This window comes from Janthinobacterium sp. CG_23.4 (assembly GCF_029892305.1).
Lineage (GTDB): Bacteria > Pseudomonadota > Gammaproteobacteria > Burkholderiales > Burkholderiaceae_D > Janthinobacterium > Janthinobacterium lividum_D.
The window spans coordinates 4,958,512-4,978,942 of record NZ_JARXUX010000001.1 but is presented as its reverse complement, the minus strand read 5'-3'; the positions used below and the strand labels follow the sequence as shown (position 1 = coordinate 4,978,942).

The 20,431-nt window shown below is 61.3% G+C and carries 17 protein-coding genes; 11 read left to right on the top strand and 6 right to left on the bottom strand.

The window, feature by feature from the left end; translation table 11 throughout:
* Nucleotides 1-328 precede the first annotated feature (328 nt).
* Nucleotides 329-1,708: a sodium-dependent transporter gene (locus H4V96_RS22280; protein ID WP_196856522.1), complete on the top strand. Its 1,380-nt coding sequence runs from the start codon at nt 329-331 to the stop codon at nt 1,706-1,708.
* 80 nt (nt 1,709-1,788) lie between these two features.
* On the opposite strand, the gene H4V96_RS22275 is transcribed toward H4V96_RS22280, so the two are convergent.
* From H4V96_RS22275 to H4V96_RS22250, 6 genes are all read right to left on the bottom strand, one after another.
* Nucleotides 1,789-2,589 (bottom strand): N-acetylmuramoyl-L-alanine amidase, encoded by an 801-nt coding sequence (locus tag H4V96_RS22275; protein ID WP_196856521.1) that lies wholly within the window; start codon nt 2,587-2,589, stop codon nt 1,789-1,791.
* 30 nt (nt 2,590-2,619) lie between these two features.
* Entirely contained in the window at nt 2,620-3,567 is a 948-nt protein-coding gene (locus H4V96_RS22270) for a BadF/BadG/BcrA/BcrD ATPase family protein (protein ID WP_196856520.1), read from the bottom strand.
* A 73-nt stretch (nt 3,568-3,640) separates the two neighbouring features.
* Nucleotides 3,641-5,323 carry a family 10 glycosylhydrolase gene (locus tag H4V96_RS22265; protein WP_196856519.1) on the bottom strand — a complete coding sequence of 561 codons (1,683 nt, stop codon included), beginning with the start codon at nt 5,321-5,323 and terminating at the stop codon, nt 3,641-3,643.
* Between the two features lie 90 nt (nt 5,324-5,413).
* Nucleotides 5,414-6,712, bottom strand: coding sequence for an MFS transporter (locus H4V96_RS22260; RefSeq protein WP_010394003.1), 1,299 nt, complete (start codon nt 6,710-6,712; stop codon nt 5,414-5,416).
* A gap of 45 nt (nt 6,713-6,757) precedes the next feature.
* On the bottom strand, nt 6,758-7,639 hold the full coding sequence (locus tag H4V96_RS22255) for an N-acetylmuramic acid 6-phosphate etherase (protein ID WP_010394001.1): 882 nt from the start codon (nt 7,637-7,639) through the stop codon (nt 6,758-6,760).
* 125 nt (nt 7,640-7,764) lie between these two features.
* Nucleotides 7,765-8,505, bottom strand: coding sequence for a GntR family transcriptional regulator (locus H4V96_RS22250; protein WP_196856518.1), 741 nt, complete (start codon nt 8,503-8,505; stop codon nt 7,765-7,767).
* 413 nt (nt 8,506-8,918) lie between these two features.
* Here H4V96_RS22250 and H4V96_RS22245 point away from each other — a divergent pair, with 413 nt between their 5' ends.
* The 10 genes from H4V96_RS22245 (at nt 8,919) to H4V96_RS22200 (ending at nt 20,356) form a co-directional block, all read left to right on the top strand.
* On the top strand, nt 8,919-9,368 hold the full coding sequence (locus tag H4V96_RS22245) for a YchJ family metal-binding protein (RefSeq protein WP_010393997.1): 450 nt from the start codon (nt 8,919-8,921) through the stop codon (nt 9,366-9,368).
* A 40-nt stretch (nt 9,369-9,408) separates the two neighbouring features.
* The gene (locus H4V96_RS22240) at nt 9,409-11,031 is read left to right on the top strand and encodes a carboxyl transferase domain-containing protein (RefSeq protein ID WP_010393995.1); all 1,623 of its coding nucleotides are present in this window, start codon (nt 9,409-9,411) and stop codon (nt 11,029-11,031) included.
* Nucleotides 11,032-11,052: 21 nt separating this feature from the next.
* Nucleotides 11,053-11,841 carry an enoyl-CoA hydratase/isomerase family protein gene (locus tag H4V96_RS22235; RefSeq protein WP_010393993.1) on the top strand — a complete coding sequence of 263 codons (789 nt, stop codon included), beginning with the start codon at nt 11,053-11,055 and terminating at the stop codon, nt 11,839-11,841.
* Nucleotides 11,842-11,886: 45 nt separating this feature from the next.
* On the top strand, nt 11,887-13,227 hold the full coding sequence (bioA, locus tag H4V96_RS22230) for an adenosylmethionine--8-amino-7-oxononanoate transaminase (RefSeq protein WP_261980805.1): 1,341 nt from the start codon (nt 11,887-11,889) through the stop codon (nt 13,225-13,227).
* A gap of 1 nt (nt 13,228) precedes the next feature.
* Entirely contained in the window at nt 13,229-14,425 is a 1,197-nt protein-coding gene (gene bioF, locus H4V96_RS22225) for an 8-amino-7-oxononanoate synthase (RefSeq protein ID WP_010393990.1), read from the top strand.
* A complete protein-coding gene (bioD, locus tag H4V96_RS22220) occupies nt 14,415-15,206 on the top strand; it encodes a dethiobiotin synthase (RefSeq protein ID WP_010393987.1) in 792 nt (263 codons plus the stop codon). The genes bioF and bioD overlap by 11 nt, the downstream gene beginning before the upstream one ends.
* A 44-nt stretch (nt 15,207-15,250) precedes the next feature.
* Nucleotides 15,251-16,297, top strand: a complete 1,047-nt coding sequence (gene bioB, locus H4V96_RS22215; protein WP_010393984.1) for a biotin synthase BioB — start codon at nt 15,251-15,253, stop codon at nt 16,295-16,297.
* A gap of 159 nt (nt 16,298-16,456) precedes the next feature.
* A complete protein-coding gene (locus tag H4V96_RS22210; protein ID WP_010393982.1) occupies nt 16,457-18,490 on the top strand; it encodes an acetyl/propionyl/methylcrotonyl-CoA carboxylase subunit alpha in 2,034 nt (677 codons plus the stop codon).
* A gap of 11 nt (nt 18,491-18,501) precedes the next feature.
* Nucleotides 18,502-19,434: a glyoxylate/hydroxypyruvate reductase A gene (locus H4V96_RS22205; protein WP_196856517.1), complete on the top strand. Its 933-nt coding sequence runs from the start codon at nt 18,502-18,504 to the stop codon at nt 19,432-19,434.
* Nucleotide 19,435: 1 nt separating this feature from the next.
* The gene (locus H4V96_RS22200) at nt 19,436-20,356 is read left to right on the top strand and encodes a hydroxymethylglutaryl-CoA lyase (RefSeq protein WP_280721165.1); all 921 of its coding nucleotides are present in this window, start codon (nt 19,436-19,438) and stop codon (nt 20,354-20,356) included.
* Nucleotides 20,357-20,431: the final 75 nt, after the last annotated feature.

Here is a 20,431-nt window from a genome sequence, read left to right as displayed (position 1 = left end):
ACGTATTCGGTACTACTTATTTACCACTCTCGCGCTATCGACAAAGCGTTGTGTTTGTCAGCTGCGAAGAAGGAAGAGTATGAAGCATTTTACTAAATCCGTCAACTCCGTTTTTCAGCGCATTGCGCTAAAAAACTTTTTACTACCCAGCCCCTGAAGGCCGTCCCTTTGTGCCGCAAACTAGTGCGTCTCATTGGGGAGGCGAACTATAGCAAAGCCCCCCTGTAGAAGCAAGGGTTTTCCGGGACTTTTGCATTCAACTGCTACAATTTCACCCCCTTCGCGCCAAACGGCGCTTGCCTACATATAGAACCATAGAAGATTCACCATGAAACAACAAGCTCAAGGATCAGGCCTGACCCTGAAACGAGCTGGCTTTACCACTGGCTTCGGCGTACTCGCCGCCACCCTCGGCTCGGCAGTCGGTCTCGGCAACATCTGGAAGTTTCCCTATCTTACGGGCGCGAATGGCGGTGCCGGCTTTCTGCTCATCTATTTACTCGCCACCTTATTCGTAGGCCTGCCCGTGATGATCGCGGAAATCACTCTGGGGCGCCGGGCCAAGGTCAATCCCATCTCCACCATGGAACAGCTGGCACCGAAAGGCAAGCCCTGGTGGCTGCTTGGCGTGATCGGCATGGTGGCCGCCTTTCTGATCGTCGCGTTTTACTCAGAAGTCGTAGGCTGGGTGTTTGCGTATATCGCCAAGGCCATCGACGGCTCTATCCTCAGCAGCGATAAGCTGGTGACGGAAGCGGCCTTCGCCTCACTAATTAGCAATCCCCTGCAATCGCTATTCTGGCAATGGGGCGTGCTGCTGTTTATCGGTGGCATATTGATGCTGGGTGTGACCAAAGGTATCGAGGCGATCGCCAAGAAACTGATGCCCTTGCTATTCCTGTTACTACTGCTGCTATGCGCGGTCAGCCTGTCGCTCGATAAAGCAGGTGAGGGCCTGGCCTTTCTGTTCCGTCCTGATTTTTCCAAGCTGACGGCCCCCGTCGTACTGACGGCCATGGGCCTGGCCTTCTTCAAATTGTCCGTCGGCATGGGTACGATGATGACCTACGGCAGCTATTTCCGCGATGACCAGAATATCCCCGTCACAACCCTGCGCGTAATGGCCGCCGACCTAGGTGTATCGATGCTGGCCGGTATCGCTATCTTCCCCGCCGTGTTTACGTTTGGCTTCACACCCAGTGCGGGACCGTCGCTGGTGTTCATCACCATCCCAGCCGTGTTCTCGCAAATTCCAATGGGGCAAGCGCTGATGGTGGTGTTCTTCATCCTGGCCGCCGTAGCCGCTACGGGGGCGATGCTATCGCTGATGGAAGTGCCCGTGGTGATTTTCCATGAACGCTTCGGCTGGACGCGCAGCAAAGCCACGGTCGTGACCATGCTGTTGCTGGCCGCGCTAGGCTCCGTGTGCGCCCTGAGTAACAGCATCCTGGCAAACTTCAAGCTGTTTAACTTGACTATGTTTGATCTGTTCGACTTCGTCTCGTCGAATATTTTCCTGCCCGTTGGTGGCATCGGGATTGCCTTGTTTACAGGCTGGGCCTGGGGCCAACACCATTTTATCGATGCGATCAGCAATCACGGCCAGTTGCAGAACAAGGCCCTGGCACATGGACTGCTGTTCCTGCTGCGCTTTGTCTCGCCCGTGCTGATCCTGATCGTGATGCTGAAAGGCTTACAAGTGTTCTAACTACTTGAGTTACTACAGCACCCGGGTACAAGCGTTCATTTAAATCATCAATGCCCGTACCCGCCGCTGGAACAGCCGTGCTACTTTGCTACAACAGCTGGCGCCGGTGTCGTCAGCACTTCCAGCAGGGCCGCCGTTTCGGCATCGGGGCTGCCATCAAACAATGTGTTGCGGTATTTCATCTGGAAGGCGATCAGCACATTGCGCGTCGCTTCGTCGAAGATGCCCGTGTTCGGCGTCGCATAGCCGTGCTGGGCCAGCTTTTTCTGGAACCAGACGGCGTCCGGCAGTTGCTGCTCAAAAATAAGGCGCTGCGCGGCAACACGGTTAGCATCGGGCCAGACGATCAAGCCTGCATCGGCTAGCTGGCGCCATGGAAACAGCGGACCCGGGTCTTGCTTGCGCTGCGGGGCGATTTCATTGTGGCCCAGGATATTTTCCGGCGCGATGTTGTAACGCGCCTGTATATCTTTTAGCAACGGAATCAGTTCATCGATCTGTGCCTGCGGGAACGGGTACCAAACACGCCCTTCCGGCGTGTCCTTGTAGCCGGGGTTGACGATCTCGATGCCGATCGAGCTAACATTCAACTGTGTATAAGTCTTCCAGTTACTCACACCCGCGTGGTTTGCCTGGCGCGATTCGTCCACCAGCACGTAAAACTTTGGCTTGTCCGTGTCGGTCAGCAAATAATGGCTGCTGACCACTTGTTCCGTCAGGATCTTGATCGAACGCGGCAAGTTGCTGACCGTGTAATGGATGACAATGAATTTTACGCGCGGGCTCTGGCCACGCGCCGTCAGACTATGGTCGAGGTGCGGCGCCGGCGTGGTACAGGCGGAGAGCAGGGCCACCAGCAAGGCGAGGGCGATTTTTTTCATGCAAAATCCATGTCCGGGTTAGTAAAATAGTCAGTCTTTGTCGGCATACAAGCTGGCTGTCCTGACTGCCAGCCTGGCAGCAGCCTCATGAGAACGGGCAACTTTTTGCTCCAGCATCAACGCTACCGGCAAAGCGGCGCGCATGCCCGCCGCGATGGCTGGGTGCAATTGTGCCGCACGCCCCGCCAGCACCACAGGACGGGCGCCGTAGCGCGCCGTCAGGGCCAGGGCCAAGCGCGCCAACTCCTGCCCCGCACGCTGCAAGATGTCCAGCGCCAGCGGGTCGGTATCGGCACTGGCGGCCACGGCCAGCGCCAGCCGGCCAATGGCGCCGCGCTCCTGGCCATACATGAAGGCGCGCGACAGCGACCACTCACTGCCGCCCAGTTGCGCAAACACGGCTTCGGCCATGGGCGAACTTTGCCAGCTGCCGGGCGCCTCGTCTTCGCGGCGCCAGATATGGCGCAAGGCTTCACGCGCGATCCAGTAACCACCACCGCCATCGTCGAGCAACACGCCGCGCCCGCCCGCGCGGTGAAACGCGCCATCGGCATCGATCCAGGCAGCAATCGAACCGGTGCCCGCGTAGACCAGATAACCTTGGCCCGGTTCAAAACTGTCGCGGTAGGCAATCTCGATATCGTTGCCCACGCTGACGTTGTCGGCGTCCAGCGCCAGCAGAGTGGCCAGCATTTGCACCAGCACAACATCGTCGCCGCCAAAGCCCGTCAAACCCGCCACCACGGCACGCGGCTGGCCGACCGTCAGCACGGCTTGGCACAGCCGGGCAAACGTGGCGTACACGGCTGCACGGCCAGCATCGCTGTTCATTTTTAAGGCAGACAAGCCTTCCACGACACCGTCGGCCACGATGACGCCATCCACGCTAGCCAAAGCCCAGCGCGTCTGCGTACCGCCCGCGTCGATGCCCAGGCCCAGCACGGGCGCCGCATCATTGGCAGTAGGAAAGGAAATCATGGCATAAGTGTAAAGCCAAGTAGCGCTTGCAGGCATGAAAGCTTGCGCATTTTTCATGCCTGCAGCTTATGGACTAGGGCTGTACGGTCAAGAATGACTTGGCGGGGCCGGCAAACGGGCCGCGCACGGTAACGCGTGCGCTTTCATTGCCAAGCCGGTCCACGGCGCTCACCACCACCGCATTGACTTTACTGGTGGCATCATCAACCAGGGTCAACTCGCCCTGCACGCCGGTGACCACCGTGAAGCGCCAGTCTTCGCCATAGCGGGCCCAGACGGCATACTGGGCCACGGGTTTGCCGCCGCCCGCCGTCAGTTTGACGTTCAGACTGCTGGAATCGCGGCGCAAGGCCAGCACCGGCGTACCCGGTGCTTCCTTGCCCAGCCATGGCGTGGCGGGAATCAGGGCAGGGCTTTGATACACGGTCGCCTTGAGTTGCTCGCTGACACCCTTGCGGTTCTGCATCAGGGGCACCATGCTGAAATGCACTTGCCCATTCGCGCCGGGGCGCGTGCGCGTCACTTCGATCTGCTGGATGATCTCTTGCGGCGTAAAGGACTTGGCGGAATTGTCGATGCGGCTAGTATATAAACCGGGCCACACGTGGCGGCCGTACGGATTTTGCGCCAGCCAGTAGTCGAGCAGCACGCCAAACGCTTGTGGCGCCTGCGCCACGGGCCAATACAGCTGCGGCGACAGATAATCGAGCCAGCCCTTGGCCAGCCACAGTTCGGCATCCGCATACAATTTATCGTACTGGCTGAAGCCGACAATACCGGCCGGACGGCGATCCGGACGGCCGATGCCAAATGGGCTGATGCCGAAGCGCACCCAACTCTTCTCGCGATGGATACCGGTGTACAGGGCTTCGATCAGCTGGTTGACGTTCTGGCGGCGCCAGGAAGAGCGGTCCAGCTGGCCACCGGCCAGCAGATATCGCTGCCAGGAAGGCTCATCGGGAAACGGCAATTCGCGCTTGACGCCGCCATTGCCCGCATCCAGCACGGCCGCCTCGGCTCCCGCACCGGCGCCAGGCGCGTCGATCGGATACGGATAAAAATAATCGTCGATGTGCACGCCGTCGATATCGTAGCGGCGCACCACGTCCAGCACCACGTCCGTCGTGTGCTTGGAAGCGGCGGCATCACCGGGATCCATCCACAGGTAGCGCCCGTATTGCTTGACGGACGCCGGATTGGTGGAAGCGAAACTGTCGCGTGCCAGCGGCGACTTGGCTGTCGCGTGACGGGCGCGATAAGGGTTGAACCAGGCGTGCAATTCCAGGCCGCGTGCATGCGCCTGGGCCACCCAGAAAGCCAGCGGGTCATACATGGGCAGCGGCGGCTGGCCTTGCTTGCCGGTCAGGTATTCCGACCACGGCTCCAGTTGCGACGGGTAAATCGTGTCGGCGCTGGGCCGTACCTGCAACACAATCGCATTCAGATTCAAGGACTTGGCGCGATCGAGGATGGCGATCGCCTCGGCTTGCTGCTTGGCCACCGGCAAATTGCTGCGACTTGGCCAATCGATATTGGCGACCGTCGACACCCAGGCGGCGCGAAACTCGCGCGGCGCCGGCGGCGGCACTTCGCCCGTAATGTGCTGCACCGGCGGCACGGCCGGCAAACCCGCTTCGCCCGGCGTCACTGCGGAGGGCATCTTGGTGCTGGTACAGCTGCTGAGCAATGTGGCGGTGGCCAGCGCAGCGAGCACGCCAGCGGTGGCACTCAGGCGTTTTTTGAAAGTAGACAACAAAACAATTCCTTGCAATGGTGGAGCGCAGGTGTATCGGTGGCGCATTTTACTGTGCGCCCGTCATCCTTGCGGGCGCACCGTTCAAAAGAATCAGGCGGCAGCTTTCTTGCCGAATGCGGGATCGATCTTGACCAGCGCGGCCATGATGAAAGCAGGAATGGTGGCGATGCAGACCCAGATAAAGAAATGTTGGTAACCGAGCATTTGCTGAATCCAGCCGCTGGCCATGCCAGGCAGCATCATGCCCAGGGCCATGAAACCCGTGCAGATGGCGTAATGGGCCGTTTTATGCGCGCCATCGGAAACCATGATCATGTACAACATATACGAAGCAAAACCGAAGCCATAGCCAAATTGCTCAAGCGCAATGCCAGCGGCGATCACATAAATGCTGCTGGGCAAGGCGCTGGCCAGGTAGACGAAGACCAGGTCGGGCAAGTGGACGGACAGCACCATGATCCACAGGCAACGTTTCAAGCCAAAGCGGGAAATGATGAACCCTCCCAGCAATCCACCCAGGGTTAGCGCAATCACGCCGATGGTGCCGTAGACCAGGCCCACCTGTTCCGTGCTCAGGCCCAGGCCGCCCTTGGCAACGGGGTCGAGCAGGAAGGGGGCGGCCAGCTTCAACAGCTGCGCTTCACCGAGACGGAACAGCAGTAAAAATCCCAGAATGACGAAAATATCCTTCTTCTTGAAGAAGGCAGCAAAGGTGGCGAGGAACTCTTGCAAAGGAGAAATACCGGCGTCCAAGATGCTGGCATGGTCGTCCTTGGGCTTCGGCAAGACAAAATAGTGATACAGGAAGAGGGCGATGAAGAGGCCCGCCAAAATCGCAAAGACAACGGACCAGGCCAGCTGCACATTGCCTGTCGCATGCGTCAGGTAGCCGGCCAGAAACACCAGGCCGCCCTGGCCAGCGATCATGGCCAATCGATAAAACGTGCTGCGCACGCCGACGAAGGCCGCTTGCTGGTGTTCTTCCAGGCCCAGCATGTAAAAGCCGTCGGCGGCAATATCATGCGTGGCGGAACTAAAGGCCATCAGCCAGAAGATGGCTAGGCTGATCTGGAAAAAATGCGGCAGCGAGGTCGTCAGGGCCACCAGCGCCAGCGCGGCGCCGATCAGCAGCTGCAAGCCGACGATCCAAAAGCGTTTGCTACGGTACATGTCAATGAAGGGCGACCACAGGGGCTTGATCACCCACGGCAAGTACAGCCAGCTGGTATACAGCGCGATATCCGTATTGGAAAAACCATAATTCTTGTACATGATCACGGACAAGGTCATGACCACCACATAGGGGATGCCCTGGCCGAAATACAGGGAGGGGATCCATAGCCACGGCTTGTTTGCGCGCGCCGGAATGGTTTGTTGCACTAGCTCCATACATCCTTCTTTGTCTCCCAGACAGAAGAATGCTGCGCCCTCAGCTCAAGCCGCCAGTGCCGCCCGCACACTGCCGTCCGCGCCGGCCAACAATGCCTGTGCCTGGTCTGTATTGATTTTTTTGATCAAGGCAACAATCGCCACCTTGACGTGATAGTGGCATTGCTCCAGCACGCTCCTGGCCTGCGCCTCGCTAGCGCCGGTGGCATGCATGGTCAGACGCACCGCCCGCCAGATCAGCTTGGCGTTGGTCGGCTTCAAGTCTACCATCAAGTTTCCGTAAGTTTTATGCAAACCCACCATCAGGGCGCTGGAAATCGTGTTCAGGGTGATTTTTTGCGCCGTGCCCGCTTTCAAACGCGTACTGCCGGAAATGACTTCCGCGCCCGTGTCGAGCACGATGCCGCATTGCGCCTCGTGTGCCACTGGAGCGCCCTGATTGTTGGCAATGCCGATGCTCAAGGCGCCAGCCTTGCGCGCGGCCAGTAGCGCACCCAGCACGTAGGGCGTGGCGCCGGAGGCGGCCAGCAGGATCACGACATCGTTGGCTTGCGGCTGCAGGGCCAGCAAGTCCCGCTCGCCTTGTTGCAGATCATCTTCCGCTCCTTCGACGGCCGCAAACATGGCACCCGCGCCGCCGGCCAGGATGCCGACAGCGCGCTCGGGTGGCCAGGAAAACGTGGGATTGAGTTCAACGCTGTCGAGTACGCCAAGGCGGCCCGAGGTGCCCGCGCCCACATATAGCAGACGTCCGCCAGCGGCGATGCGGGGCAGGGCGGCTGTGATGGCTGCCGCGATTTGTGGTGACGCCAGCCGCACGGCTTCGACAGCCCAGAACTGGTCATCGACCAGCGCCGCCACCAGTTGCGCCACCGGGTACAGATCCAGATCCGGATGCCGCCGGCTCGGGGTTTCAGTTTTCAACATGATGTCAGAACATGCGTGAAGATGACACCAGTGTAGTACCGATGTGCAAGATCGGCCATGAAAGCTTGGCGTGCCGGCACAACGGGAGCTTATGGATGGCAAAAGAATCGTCGCAGGCAGCCTTGTTACGGCGCGCGACGCATTTCTACGACGAAATCGTAATGATCGCTGCGGCAATACGAATGCGTGAGTTCCACCGCTTCACCCGATTCCAGGTAGGCGATGCGCGTAATAAATAGCACGGCTTGGCCATCGGGGATGCCCAGTTGCATGGCCAACACGGCCGTCGCATTCATGGCGCGGATGTGCTGCAAGGCACGCACGGGGGCCTTCTTGATGCTGCTCAAGTACTCGTACAGCGAATCGCCCACGGCGGCGGGGTCCGACACCACGCTAAATGGCAGCACGCTCACCTCATACGCCATCACCACGTCGTCGGCCAGGCGCAGGCGCTCCAGGCGCGCCACTTTCGTGTTCTGCGCCAGGCCCAGGCTCAGCTGTTCATCGCTGCTGGCGATGACGACATCGCGCTTGAGCCAACGCGAACCGGGGCGGTAGCCACGCTGCTGCAGCTGCTCGGAAAAACTCGACAGGTTCGATAGCGGCTGCTCGATACGCGGGGCAATATAGTTGCCCGAACCACGGCGGCGCACGACGAGGCCTTGCTCGACGAGCTGGTCGATGGCCTTGCGGGCAGTCACGCGCGATACGTCAAGCAGTTCGGACAGGCTACGTTCAGAGGGCAGGGCTTGGTCTACCTGATAGCGGCCGTTGCGTACGTCATCGCTCAGCTTGCGGGCGATCTGCATATATAAAGGCGAATTGTCATTTAAATCGACCTTGAGTTCTACGCTGGTCTGGCTCATACAGTTCTCCTTGTCCTCCTAGTGTAATAGCGATGGCGCTTGCGCGTAGCCCGTCCACCCATGAATCGATGGAAAATAGCGATAAATAACGGATATACGCTTAAAAAAACAATGTTTTACCGTGGGTATAGCTTTGTACCATAGATAAACAAGCAATTTTCATTGGCGCAGCAAACCATCTCCTCCTATGCTGGCAAGGCCTCCATTGGCCCTAACACAGGGAAAGAGGATGAATAAAATGCGGGGATTTCGGGGTTTGCTATTACTCAACACAAGCTGGGCCACACTGGCCAGACCACAGTGGCCGCCCCGGCAACGGTGCCGATGCAATCGGCAGGACGAACAGCAGCGCCGCTGCCATATGACGGATAATTGCGGAACTTTCCCTCTTTTCCATTCCTTATTGCCAGCGCATGCCCACACCCTTGAACTCTGCCGCCTGCCCCTGTGGCGGTGCCTCCTACGCCAGTTGCTGCGGCCCGTATATCGCGGGCGATGCCTTGCCGCCCACGGCCGAAGCCCTGATGCGCTCACGCTACACGGCGTTTACCTTGCGCGACGAGGCATATCTGCGCGCCAGCTGGCATGCCAGCACCTGTCCTGGCGAAGCTTTATTTGCCGATGAAGAAAAAGTCCAGTGGCTGGGACTTGAGGTAAAATCTGCTTTACGTTTACGTCAACGTAAAGCAATATCAGCAGATCAAGCCGAAGAGATACACCGCGACAGCGTGGAATTCGTGGCCCGCTACAAGGTTAACGGCCGCGCGCACCGCCTGCATGAAGTGAGCCGCTTCGTGCGCGAAGCAGACAAGAGCGGCGGCGCCCTGCGCTGGTTTTATCTCGACGGCAGTTTTCCCGAATAGCGCGACCCGAGAGACCGGGCGATCATAAAAAGGAACCGCAATGCCGCACATCGAAAGCAAACTCAATCCGCGCAGTGAAGATTTCAAGGCCAATGCCGCGGCCATGCAAGCCATCGTCGACGATTTGCGCGACAAGGTCGAGAAAATCGCCGCCGGTGGCGGTGTAGCGGCAGCCGCCAAGCACCTGGCGCGCGGAAAACTGCTGCCGCGCGAGCGCGTGCAAATGCTGCTCGATCCCGGCACGCCCTTCCTCGAGTTTTCGCAGATGGCGGCCTACGCCATGTACCAGGATGCCAAGGGCGTCGATGCCGCGCCTAGCGCCGGCATCATCACCGGCATCGGCCGCGTCTCGGGCCAGGAATGCGTCATCGTCTGCAACGACGCCACCGTCAAGGGCGGCACCTATTACCCGATGACGGTAAAAAAACATTTGCGCGCCCAGGAAATCGCCGACCAGAACAATCTGCCCTGCATCTACCTGGTCGACTCGGGCGGCGCCAACCTGCCAAACCAGGACGACGTCTTCCCCGACCGCGACCATTTCGGCCGCATCTTTTACAACCAGGCAAATCTGTCGGCCAAGGGCATTCCACAAATCGCCGTGGTGATGGGCTCTTGCACGGCTGGCGGCGCGTATGTGCCGGCCATGAGCGATGAATCGATCATCGTCAAGGAGCAGGGCACGATTTTCCTCGGCGGCCCGCCGCTGGTGAAAGCGGCGACAGGCGAAGTGGTGACGGCCGAAGACCTGGGCGGCGGCGACGTGCACACGCGTTTGTCCGGCGTGGTCGACCACCTGGCGCAGAACGATTTACATGCACTGTCGCTGGCGCGCAGCATCGTCTCGAACTTGAACCGCACCAAGCCACAGCAGATGGCCTTGCGCGAATCCGTCGAGCCAAAATATCCGACGCAGGAACTGTACGGCGTGATCCCCGTCGACACGCGCAAACCGTTCGATGTGCGGGAAGTGATCGCGCGCATCGTCGACGGCAGCGATTTCGACGAATTCAAGGCCCGCTATGGCACCACCCTGATCTGCGGCTTCGCGCATATCTACGGCGTCAAGGTAGGCATCATCGCCAATAACGGCATCTTGTTTTCCGAATCGGCTCTGAAAGGCACGCATTTCATCGAATTGTGCTGCCAGCGCAAGATTCCCCTCGTCTTCCTGCAAAATATCACCGGCTTCATGGTGGGCCGCAAATATGAAAACGAGGGCATCGCCCGCAATGGCGCCAAGATGGTCACGGCCGTGGCCACGGCCGGTGTGCCGAAATTCACGGTCATCATCGGCGGCAGCTTCGGCGCCGGCAATTACGGTATGTGCGGCCGCGCCTTTTCTCCCCGCTTCATGTGGATGTGGCCGAATGCGCGCATTTCCGTCATGGGCGGCGACCAGGCCGCTTCCGTGCTGGCAACCGTCAAGCGCGACGGCATCGAGGGCAAGGGTGGCGAGTGGAGCGCGCAAGAAGAAGCCGCCTTCAAGCAGCCAATCAAGGATCAATACGAACACCAGGGTCACCCGTATTACGCCACCGCACGCCTGTGGGACGATGGCGTGATCGACCCGGCAGACACCCGCATGGTGCTGGGCCTGGGCCTGTCGGCAGCCTTGAACGCGGAAATCCCGGACACCAAGTTCGGCGTGTTTCGCATGTAAGCGGCAATAAGGGAGAAAACCATGGAATTTGAAACCTTAACGCTGGTCATCGAGGGCAATGTCGCCAGCGTGACCCTGAACCGCCCCGACGTGCGCAACGCCTTCAACGAGACGACGATCGCCGAACTGACGCGCGCCTTCGAGGCGCTAGGACGCAACGAGATGGTGCGCGCCATCGTGCTGGCGGCCAATGGCACGGCCTTTTGCGCCGGTGCGGACTTGCACTGGATGAAGAAGATGGCAGGCTACACGCATGCCGAAAACCAGGCCGACGCGCTGCAGCTGGCGCAGATGCTGCGCACGATTTACCTGTGTCCCAAGCCCGTGGTGGCAAAGATCCAGGGCGACTGCTATGCCGGCGGCATGGGCCTGGTCGCCGCATGCGATATCATTCTGGTTGCGGAAGACGTGCATTTCTGCCTGAGCGAAGTGCGGCTGGGACTGATCCCGGCCACTATTTCACCGTATGTCATCAAGGCCATGGGCGAAAACGCGGCACGCCGCTATTTCCTGAGCGCCGAGCGATTCTCTGCACAGGAAGCGCTGCGCATCGGCTTTGCCCACGAGGTAGTCGCTGGCGACGCGCTGCAAGCAAAAACGGCCGAGGTGCTGAAAGCGCTGACTAGCAACAGCCCGCACGCGGTGGCGCAGGCGAAAACGCTGGTGCGCGAAATCGTTGGCCAGCCGGTCGATGACGCGCTGCTGTTGGACACCGCCGAACGCATCGCGCAGATCCGCGCCTCGGAGCAGGGGCGCGAAGGCGTGCAATCGTTCCTCGACAAGCGCAAGCCGAGTTGGCTCATGGGCTAGTTAATGGTCCAAAGCTCATGGACTAAGAATATCATTGGAGCAGTTTTGAAAGCAGAAAAACAATCGGGCTGGGTCGAACGCAGTCTGCGTAGTGTGTGGCATCCGTGCACGCAAATGCAGCATCACGCATCGGCTAACGACGCCGTACCGCTCATCCCCGTCAGCCACGGCCGCGGCGCCTGGCTGTATGACCACGAAGGACGACGCTACCTGGACGCCATCAGTTCCTGGTGGGTGAACTTGTTCGGCCACGCGAATCCGCGCATCAATGCCGCGCTGAAGGACCAGCTGGACCGCCTGGAACACGCGATGCTGGCCGGTTTCACGCATGAACCGGTGGTCGAACTGTCGGAAAAACTCTCCGCCTTGACCGGCGGCGTGCTCGGTCACAGTTTTTACGCATCCGACGGCGCCTCGGCCGTGGAAATCGCCCTGAAAATGAGCTTTCACGCATGGCGCAACAGCGGCAAAACGGACAAGCAGGAATTCGTCTGCTTGCAAGGCAGCTACCACGGCGAAACCATCGGTGCGCTGGCCGTCACGGACGTCGCCCTGTTCAAGGATGCCTACGGTCCTTTGTTACGCGCCTCGCAGACGGTGATGTCACCCGACTTCCGCCAGGCCGCCGAAGGCGAGTCAGCCGAGGATGTGGCACGCCGCGCCGCCGCCGATGTGGAACGATTATTCCAGGAAAAATCGGACAAAATCGCCGCTATCATCATTGAGCCGCTGGTGCAGTGCGCCACCGGCATGGCCATGCACGATCCGCTGTACCTGTCCCTGGTGCGCGCCCTGTGCGACCGCTACCAGGTACACCTGATCGTCGATGAAATCGCCGTCGGCTGCGGGCGCACGGGCACTTTCTTCGCCTGCGAACAGGCCGGCATCTGGCCCGATTTCGTCTGCCTGTCGAAAGGCATCAGCGGCGGCTACCTTCCTTTATCGCTGGTGATGACGCGCGAAGATATCTATCAAGCCTTCTACAGCACCGACGTGCGGCGCGGCTTCCTGCATTCGCACTCGTACACCGGCAACCCGCTGGCCTGCCGCGCGGCGCTGGCGACCCTGTCGATTTTCGAGCAAGACGATGTGCTGGTAAGCAACCGGGAACGCGCCGCCAAGATTACGCGCGCCCTGGCGCCGCTGGCGCAGCATGAAAAAGTAAAACACTTTCGCCAGCGGGGCATGATCTGGGCCTTCGATGCGGTGGACGCGGCACCCGACTTTTCGCGCCGCTTCTTCAGCACGGCGCTGGAGCACGAACTCTTGATGCGCCCCATAGGTTCCACCGTTTACCTGATGCCGCCGTACATCCTTGACGACGCAGAAATCGCGGGCCTGGGCCAGCAAACGCTGGCCGTCTTCAAGCATGTGATCGGAGCCTGAGATGGAACTGATCGCGCGACTGCAACAGCAACTGCACGGGCTGGAAGAGCGCAGCCTGATCCGTCGCCGGCGCACCGTCGAGACGCCATGCGCGCCGCGCCTGACGGTAGACGGGCGCGAGCTGCTGGCCTTTTGCAGCAACGACTACCTGGGCTTGGCAGCGCATCCGCGCATCGTGGCAGCGCTGAAAGAAGGTGCCGACCTGTACGGTGCCGGCAGCGGCGCGTCGCACCTGATCAGTGGCCACAGCCGCGCCCATGCCCAGCTGGAAGAGCAACTGGCCGCTTTCGTCGGCGCCAACCTGGAACAGCCACGCGCGCTGTATTTTTGCACCGGCTACATGGCTAATTTAGCTGTGCTGACGGCGCTGGCCGCCGGTGATGCCGAAGCCGAGATCTTCTCGGAAGCGCTGAACCACGCCTCGCTGATCGACGGCACGCGCCTGGCGCGTGTGAAAACGCACGTGTATCCGCATGCGGACCTCGATGCGCTGGCGGCCCTGCTGGCGGCAAGCACGGCGACAAGCAAAATCGTCGTCACCGACAGCGTCTTCAGCATGGATGGCGACCTGGCGCCGCTGCCGGCGTTGCTAGCCCTGTGCGAGCAGCACGGCGCCTGGCTGGTGGTCGACGATGCGCACGGCTTCGGCGCGCTGGGCGAGCATGGCCGCGGCGCGCTGGAACACTTCAAGCTGCATTCGCCGCACCTGGTGTATGTGGGCACGCTGGGCAAGTCGGCCGGCGTGGGCGGCGCTTTTGTTTGCGCGCATGAGGCCGTAATCGAAACGCTGATCCAGAAGGCGCGCCCCTACATCTTTACCACGGCCGCCGCGCCCGCGCTCGCGCATGCGCTGCTGGCCAGCCTGGAAATCATCGCCGGCGAGGAAGGCCGGCAGCGCCGCGCCCACCTGGCCGCGCTGGTAGAACAATGGAACGACGGCTTGCAACTGCAGCGCTGGCAAGCCTTGCCGTCATTTAGCGCCATCCAGCCCGTCATCATCGGCGACAACGCGGAAATGATGGGCATCGCCGCCACCCTGTACCAGCAAGGCCTGTGGGTCGGCGCGATCCGCCCGCCTACTGTCCCGCTCGGCACGGCGCGCTTGCGCGTGACCCTGTCGGCCGGCCACACGGCGCAGGAAGTGGCGCAATTGATCAACGCAGTCAACACCCTGGAAAGGACACGTCATGAGCCTTGATGACCCCATCGTGGCCGAAGTGCTGGCAGACCTGGCGCAGGCGGTGCAACCCGCACCCGCGAGTACCGGCCTGCCCTCGCGCTTCGCCTGTTTCGTCACCGGCACCGACACGGAAATCGGCAAGACCTTGACCTCGTCGGCCCTGCTGCACGCGCTGGTGGCGCGCGGCGTACGCGCCTGCGGCATGAAGCCCGTCGCCGCCGGCGCCGAGATGCGCGACGGCCAGCTGCATAATGAAGACGCCGACAGCCTGATCGCCGCCGGCAACGTCAGCATGCTGCGTAACCTGACCACACCCTACATGCTGAAGGAAGCGGCGGCGCCGCATATCGCCGCCGCTCTGGAAGGCGTCATTATCGAGTCGGTGCCCATCCTGGCCGCCTACCTGGAAATCGCCGCCGCTTCGGATGCCGTCGTGGTCGAAGGCGTAGGTGGTTTCCGCGTGCCGCTGTCGCCCGGTTTCGATTCGGCCGACCTGGCGCAGCAGCTCGACCTGCCGGTAATTTTGGTAGTCGGCATGCGCCTCGGCTGCATCAGCCAAGCCTTGCTGACGGTGGAAGCCATCGCAGCGCGCGGCCTGACGCTGATCGGCTGGGTCGCCAACACCCTGGAAGTGGAAATGCGCTTCCTCGACGAAAATATCGAAGCACTGACCGAGCGCATTCCGGCGCCGCTGCTGGGCAGGGTGCCGCGCCTGGCGCAACCCGGCGCAGAAGCGGCGGCGGCGTATCTCGATTTCAGCGGCTTGCCCAACTGGCCGGCGCAGCAGTCGAAACATTAAACCGAATAATTAAACGTCTCCAAAAATAGAAGCGAAGGAATCACATGTCTCACGTCCAAGAAGCAGCAAAAACCGTCGAACTGCACCGCCCTGCGGCGCGCATCACCGTGCCGGAAGCGGCCACCTGGCCCGTCGCCGATGTGCTGGCACTGTTCGACCTGCCATTCAATGACCTGATGTTCAAGGCCCAGCAAACCCACCGCATCAACTTCCCCGATGGCGACGTGGAACTGGCTACCTTGTTGTCGATCAAGACCGGTGGCTGCGAGGAAGATTGCGGCTACTGCCCGCAGGCAGCGCGCTACGACACGGGCGTGGAAGCGAAAAAAATCCTCGACATCGACACGGTGCTCGACGCGGCCCGCCAGGCCAAAGCCAATGGCGCCACGCGCTTCTGCATGGGTGCCGCCTGGCGCAGCCCGAAAGAGCGCGACATGGAAAAAGTCGAAGAGATGGTGACCAAGGTAAAGGCGCTGGGCTTGGAAACATGCGCTACTTTGGGCATGCTGGAAGAGGGACAAGCGCACCGCCTGAAAAACGCCGGCCTGGACTTCTACAACCATAACCTGGACACGGCGCCCGAGTTCTACGACAACGTCATCTCCACGCGTGAATATCAGGACCGTCTGGACACCCTGGGCCGCGTGCGCGAAGCGGGCTTGAAAGTGTGCTGCGGCGGCATCGTCGGCATGGGCGAGACGCGATTGCAGCGCGCCGGCCTGATCGCCCAGCTGGCCAATTTGAATCCGTATCCGGAATCGGTGCCCGTCAACCACCTGGTGCAGGTGGAAGGCACGCCTTTGTATGGCCTGGAAGCGCTCGATCCGTTCGAGTTCGTGCGCACGATTGCGGTTGCCCGCATCACCATGCCAAAAGCGCGCGTGCGTTTGTCGGCGGGCCGCCGCCAGATGGGCGAAGCCGTGCAAGCCATGTGCTTCCTGGCGGGCGCCAATTCCATCTTCTACGGCGACAAGCTGCTCACCACCGATAATCCGGAAGCGGAAGACGACCGCACCCTGTTGAACAAACTGGGCTTGCAGACGCGCGGCGCCATGCTCGACTCGGTACAGAAAGAGAAGTGCGGCTGCTGATCGAAGTCAACCGGGGTCAGACCCGCCGGGTCTGACCCCGGCTATTGCTTTTGGGTTAAGCAACAACCTGACCCAACGTCTGTACTGCAGGGGTCTGACCCAAAGGGTCTGACCCCACAATAAAAAAACTTCCAGCCACGAGCTGCAAAGAGAGAGACCATGTTCACTAAAATCCTGATCGCCAACCGCGGCGAAATCGCTTGCCGTGTCGCCGCTACCGCGCGCCGCATGGGCATCCAGACCGTTGCCGTATATTCGGAGGCAGACGCCAACGCCAAGCACGTCGCCGTCTGCGACGAAGCGGTGCTGATCGGCCCTGCGCCGGCCAAGGAAAGCTATCTGTGCGGTGACAAGATCATCGCCGTGGCGCTGGCCACTGGCGCGCAGGCGATCCACCCCGGCTACGGCTTTTTGTCCGAAAACGCCAACTTCGCCGACGCCTGCCACGCTGCAGGCCTGGTCTTCATCGGCCCGCCGGCGTCCGCCATGCGCGCCATGGGTTCCAAATCGGCCGCCAAGTCGCTGATGGAAAAGGCGAATGTGCCGCTGGTGCCTGGCTACCACGGCGACAACCAGGATGCGGACTTCCTGCACGGCCAGGCCGACAAGATCGGCTACCCCGTGCTGCTGAAGGCTTCGGCCGGCGGCGGCGGCAAGGGCATGCGCGTCATCGAGCACTGCGCCGACTTCAAGGCTGCGCTGGCCTCGTGCAAGCGCGAAGCGATCAGCTCTTTCGGCGACGACAAGGTGCTGGCCGAGAAATACCTGTCGCGTCCACGGCATATTGAAATCCAGGTGTTTGCCGATACCCTGGGCAACTGCATCTACCTGTTCGAGCGCGATTGCTCGGTGCAGCGCCGTCATCAAAAGGTGCTGGAAGAAGCGCCGGCGCCGGGCATGCCGTTCGACCGCCGCGCCGCCATGGGCGAGGCGGCCGTCGCCGCTGCCAAGGCTGTCGGCTATGTGGGCGCGGGCACGGTGGAATTCATCGCCAACCAGGATGGTTCGTTCTACTTCATGGAGATGAACACGCGCTTGCAGGTGGAACACCCGGTGACGGAAATGATCACCGGCACCGACCTGGTGGAATGGCAGTTGCGCGTCGCCTTTGGCGAGCCGCTGCCGAAAAAACAGCATGAGCTGACGATCCACGGCCACGCCATCGAAGCGCGCATCTATGCGGAAAACCCGGAAAAGGGCTTCCTGCCATCGATCGGCACCCTGCGCCACATGCAGTCGCCGTCGGCGGTGACGTTCGAGCTGGGCGGAACGGTGGTTCCGGCCGCCGTGCGCATCGATTCGGGCGTGCGCGAGGGCGACGCTATCTCCCCGTTCTACGACCCCATGATCGCCAAGCTGATCGTCTGGGGCGCAGACCGCCGCGAGGCACTGGCACGCATGGCGCAGGCGCTGGGTGAGTACCAGATCGTGGGCCTGGCCAGCAATATCGCTTTTTTGAAGCGCCTGGTCGAAGGCCAGGCATTTGCCAGCGCCGATCTCGACACGGGTTTAATCGAGCGCAATCAAGAATCGCTATTCCCCGCGCTGCAGGCAACGCCAGACACGGCGCTGGCACTGGCGTCGGTGGCCCTGCTGCTGGAAGAGAAAGCGGCCGCCGAAACGCAGTCGAGCCACCGCGCCGACCCGTGGGGCAATGCCCTGGGCTGGCGCTTGAACAGCACTCTGGGACGCAGCCTGGCGTTTGCCGATGAGTTCACGCTCGCTGGCGGCGCCGAGGCCGAGGCCTATGCCGCACGCATCACCTACCAGACCGATGGCTGGCTGTTCAACGGCCAGCCCCTCAGCTTGACGGCGCGCCAAGGCAATGAGCTGCACATCAAGCTCGGCGAGCGTGCCGTACACGGCACCGTGCTGCGCGACGGCGAGCAGTTCCACGTATTTAGCAGCGGCTTGCACTACACCTTGCATTACAGCGACCCGATGGCGCATGCGGGCGAAGTGGAAGCGGAAGGCGGCCGCCTGACGGCGCCCATGCCGGGCAAGGTCGTCGCCGTGCTTGTAAACAAAGGCCAGGACGTGAAAAAGGGCGAGCCTTTGGTCATCATGGAAGCGATGAAGATGGAGCACACCATCGCCGCGCCACACGATGGCTTGGTGGAAGACGTGCTGTACGGCGTCGGCGACCAGGTGAGCGATGGCGCGCCGCTACTGGCCTTCAAGGCTGCCGCATAAAGGCTGTGACGATGCGCATACTTTTACAACGTTCGGACGGCAAGGAAGCGGCGTGGATCAGCGACTTGCGTGACTTGCTGCCCGAGGCCGAAATCCATTTCTGGCGCGAAGGCGAAACGTTCGCGCCGTGCGACTACGCCGTCGTATGGCAGCCGCCAGCGGCCATGCTGCCAGCATTACGCCAAGTTAAAGCCATCTTCAACACGGGCGCAGGTGTCGACGCACTCTTGAAATTTGGCGAGGCGCTGCCCGCACACGTGCCGCTGATACGCCTGGACGACGCGGGCATGGGCGTGCAGATGGCCGAATATGTGAGCCACGCCGTGCTGCGCCACTTCCGCCAGTTCGACGCGTACGAGGCGCAGGGCCGCGCCGGCATCTGGCAAGCGCTACCCGCCTACGACAAGGCCGATTTCCCCATCGGCGTGCTGGGCATGGGCGTGCTGGGCAACCGCGTACTGCAAGCGCTGGCGCAGTTCGAGTTTCCCCTGCGGGGATGGAGCCGCAGCCACAAGTCAAGCGATGGCGTGCAATGTTTTGCGGGCGAAGAGGAGCTGGAAGCCTTTTTGCGCGGCACGCGCGTGCTGGTGTGCATGCTGCCGCTCACGCCCGAGACGCATAACCTGCTCGACCGCACGCGTCTGTCGATGCTGCTGCCAGGCGCCTACGTCATCAACGTGGCGCGCGGCGCGCATATTGCCGAACCGGATTTACTGACCCTGATTCGCAGCGGACATATCGCCGGGGCAACGCTCGACGTGTTCCGCAACGAGCCGCTGCCGCAACAGCACCCATTCTGGCAAGAACCGCGCATCACCATCACGCCGCATATTTCGGCGGCCACCCTGCGCCGCGAAAGCGTGGCGCAGATCGCCGCCAAGATGCGCCGCCTGCATGCCGGAGCAGTAGTCGCCGGCATCGTCAACCGTTTGCAAGGATATTGAGATGAGCAATCAAGTGAGTTTGCCAAAACAGGTGAAGATCGTCGAAGTGGGTCCGCGCGACGGCCTGCAAAACGAAAAGGAAACCATCAGCGCCGCCGTCAAGATCGAGCTGGTCGACCGCCTGACCTTGGCCGGCTTCAGCAACATCGAGGCGGCGTCCTTCGTCTCGCCAAAATGGGTGCCGCAAATGGCCACCAGCGCGGAAGTGATGGAAAAGATCACGCGCCGCGCCGGTACCCTGTATTCGGCGCTGACGCCGAACATGCAAGGTTTCGATGCCGCGCTGGCGGCGAAGGCCGATGAAGTGGTGATCTTCGGCTCCGCCTCCGAGGCGTTCTCGCAAAAGAATATCAACTGCTCGATAGCTGAATCGATCGCCCGCTTCGAAGGCGTGGCCAAGGCGGCCAAGGCACATGGCTTGCGCCTGCGCGGCAGCATCAGCTGCGCCTTCGGCTGCCCCTATCAGGGCGACGTGCCGCTGGACGCCGTGGCCGACGTGGTGGGGCGCATGCGCGACCTCGGTTGCGACGAGATCGACATCGCCGACACCATCGGCGTGGCCACGCCGCGAAAAACGCAGGCGGTCATGCAGCGCGCGATTCAAGCCTTCCACGTGGGCGGCCTGTCCGGCCACTTCCACGACACCTATGGCCAGGCGCTGGCAAATATCTACGCCAGCCTGGAAACGGGCATTGCGATTTATCATTCGTCCGTCTCGGGCCTGGGCGGCTGCCCCTACGCCAAGGGCGCTACCGGTAACGTGGCGACCGAGGACGTGCTCTACATGATGCAGGGACTGGGGATAGACACCGGCATCGACCTGGAACTGGTGGTCGATGCGGGCCAGTTCATCTCGCAGCAGCTGGGGCGCAAGGGTTCCAGCCGCGCCGGCAACGCCATCGCGGCAAAACGCGCCGTATAAAGAATGGGGCCCTGAAATCTGGGGTCAGACCCTCAATGCCGCTAACGTCAAGCTCAGCGCCAACACAGCCGGGGG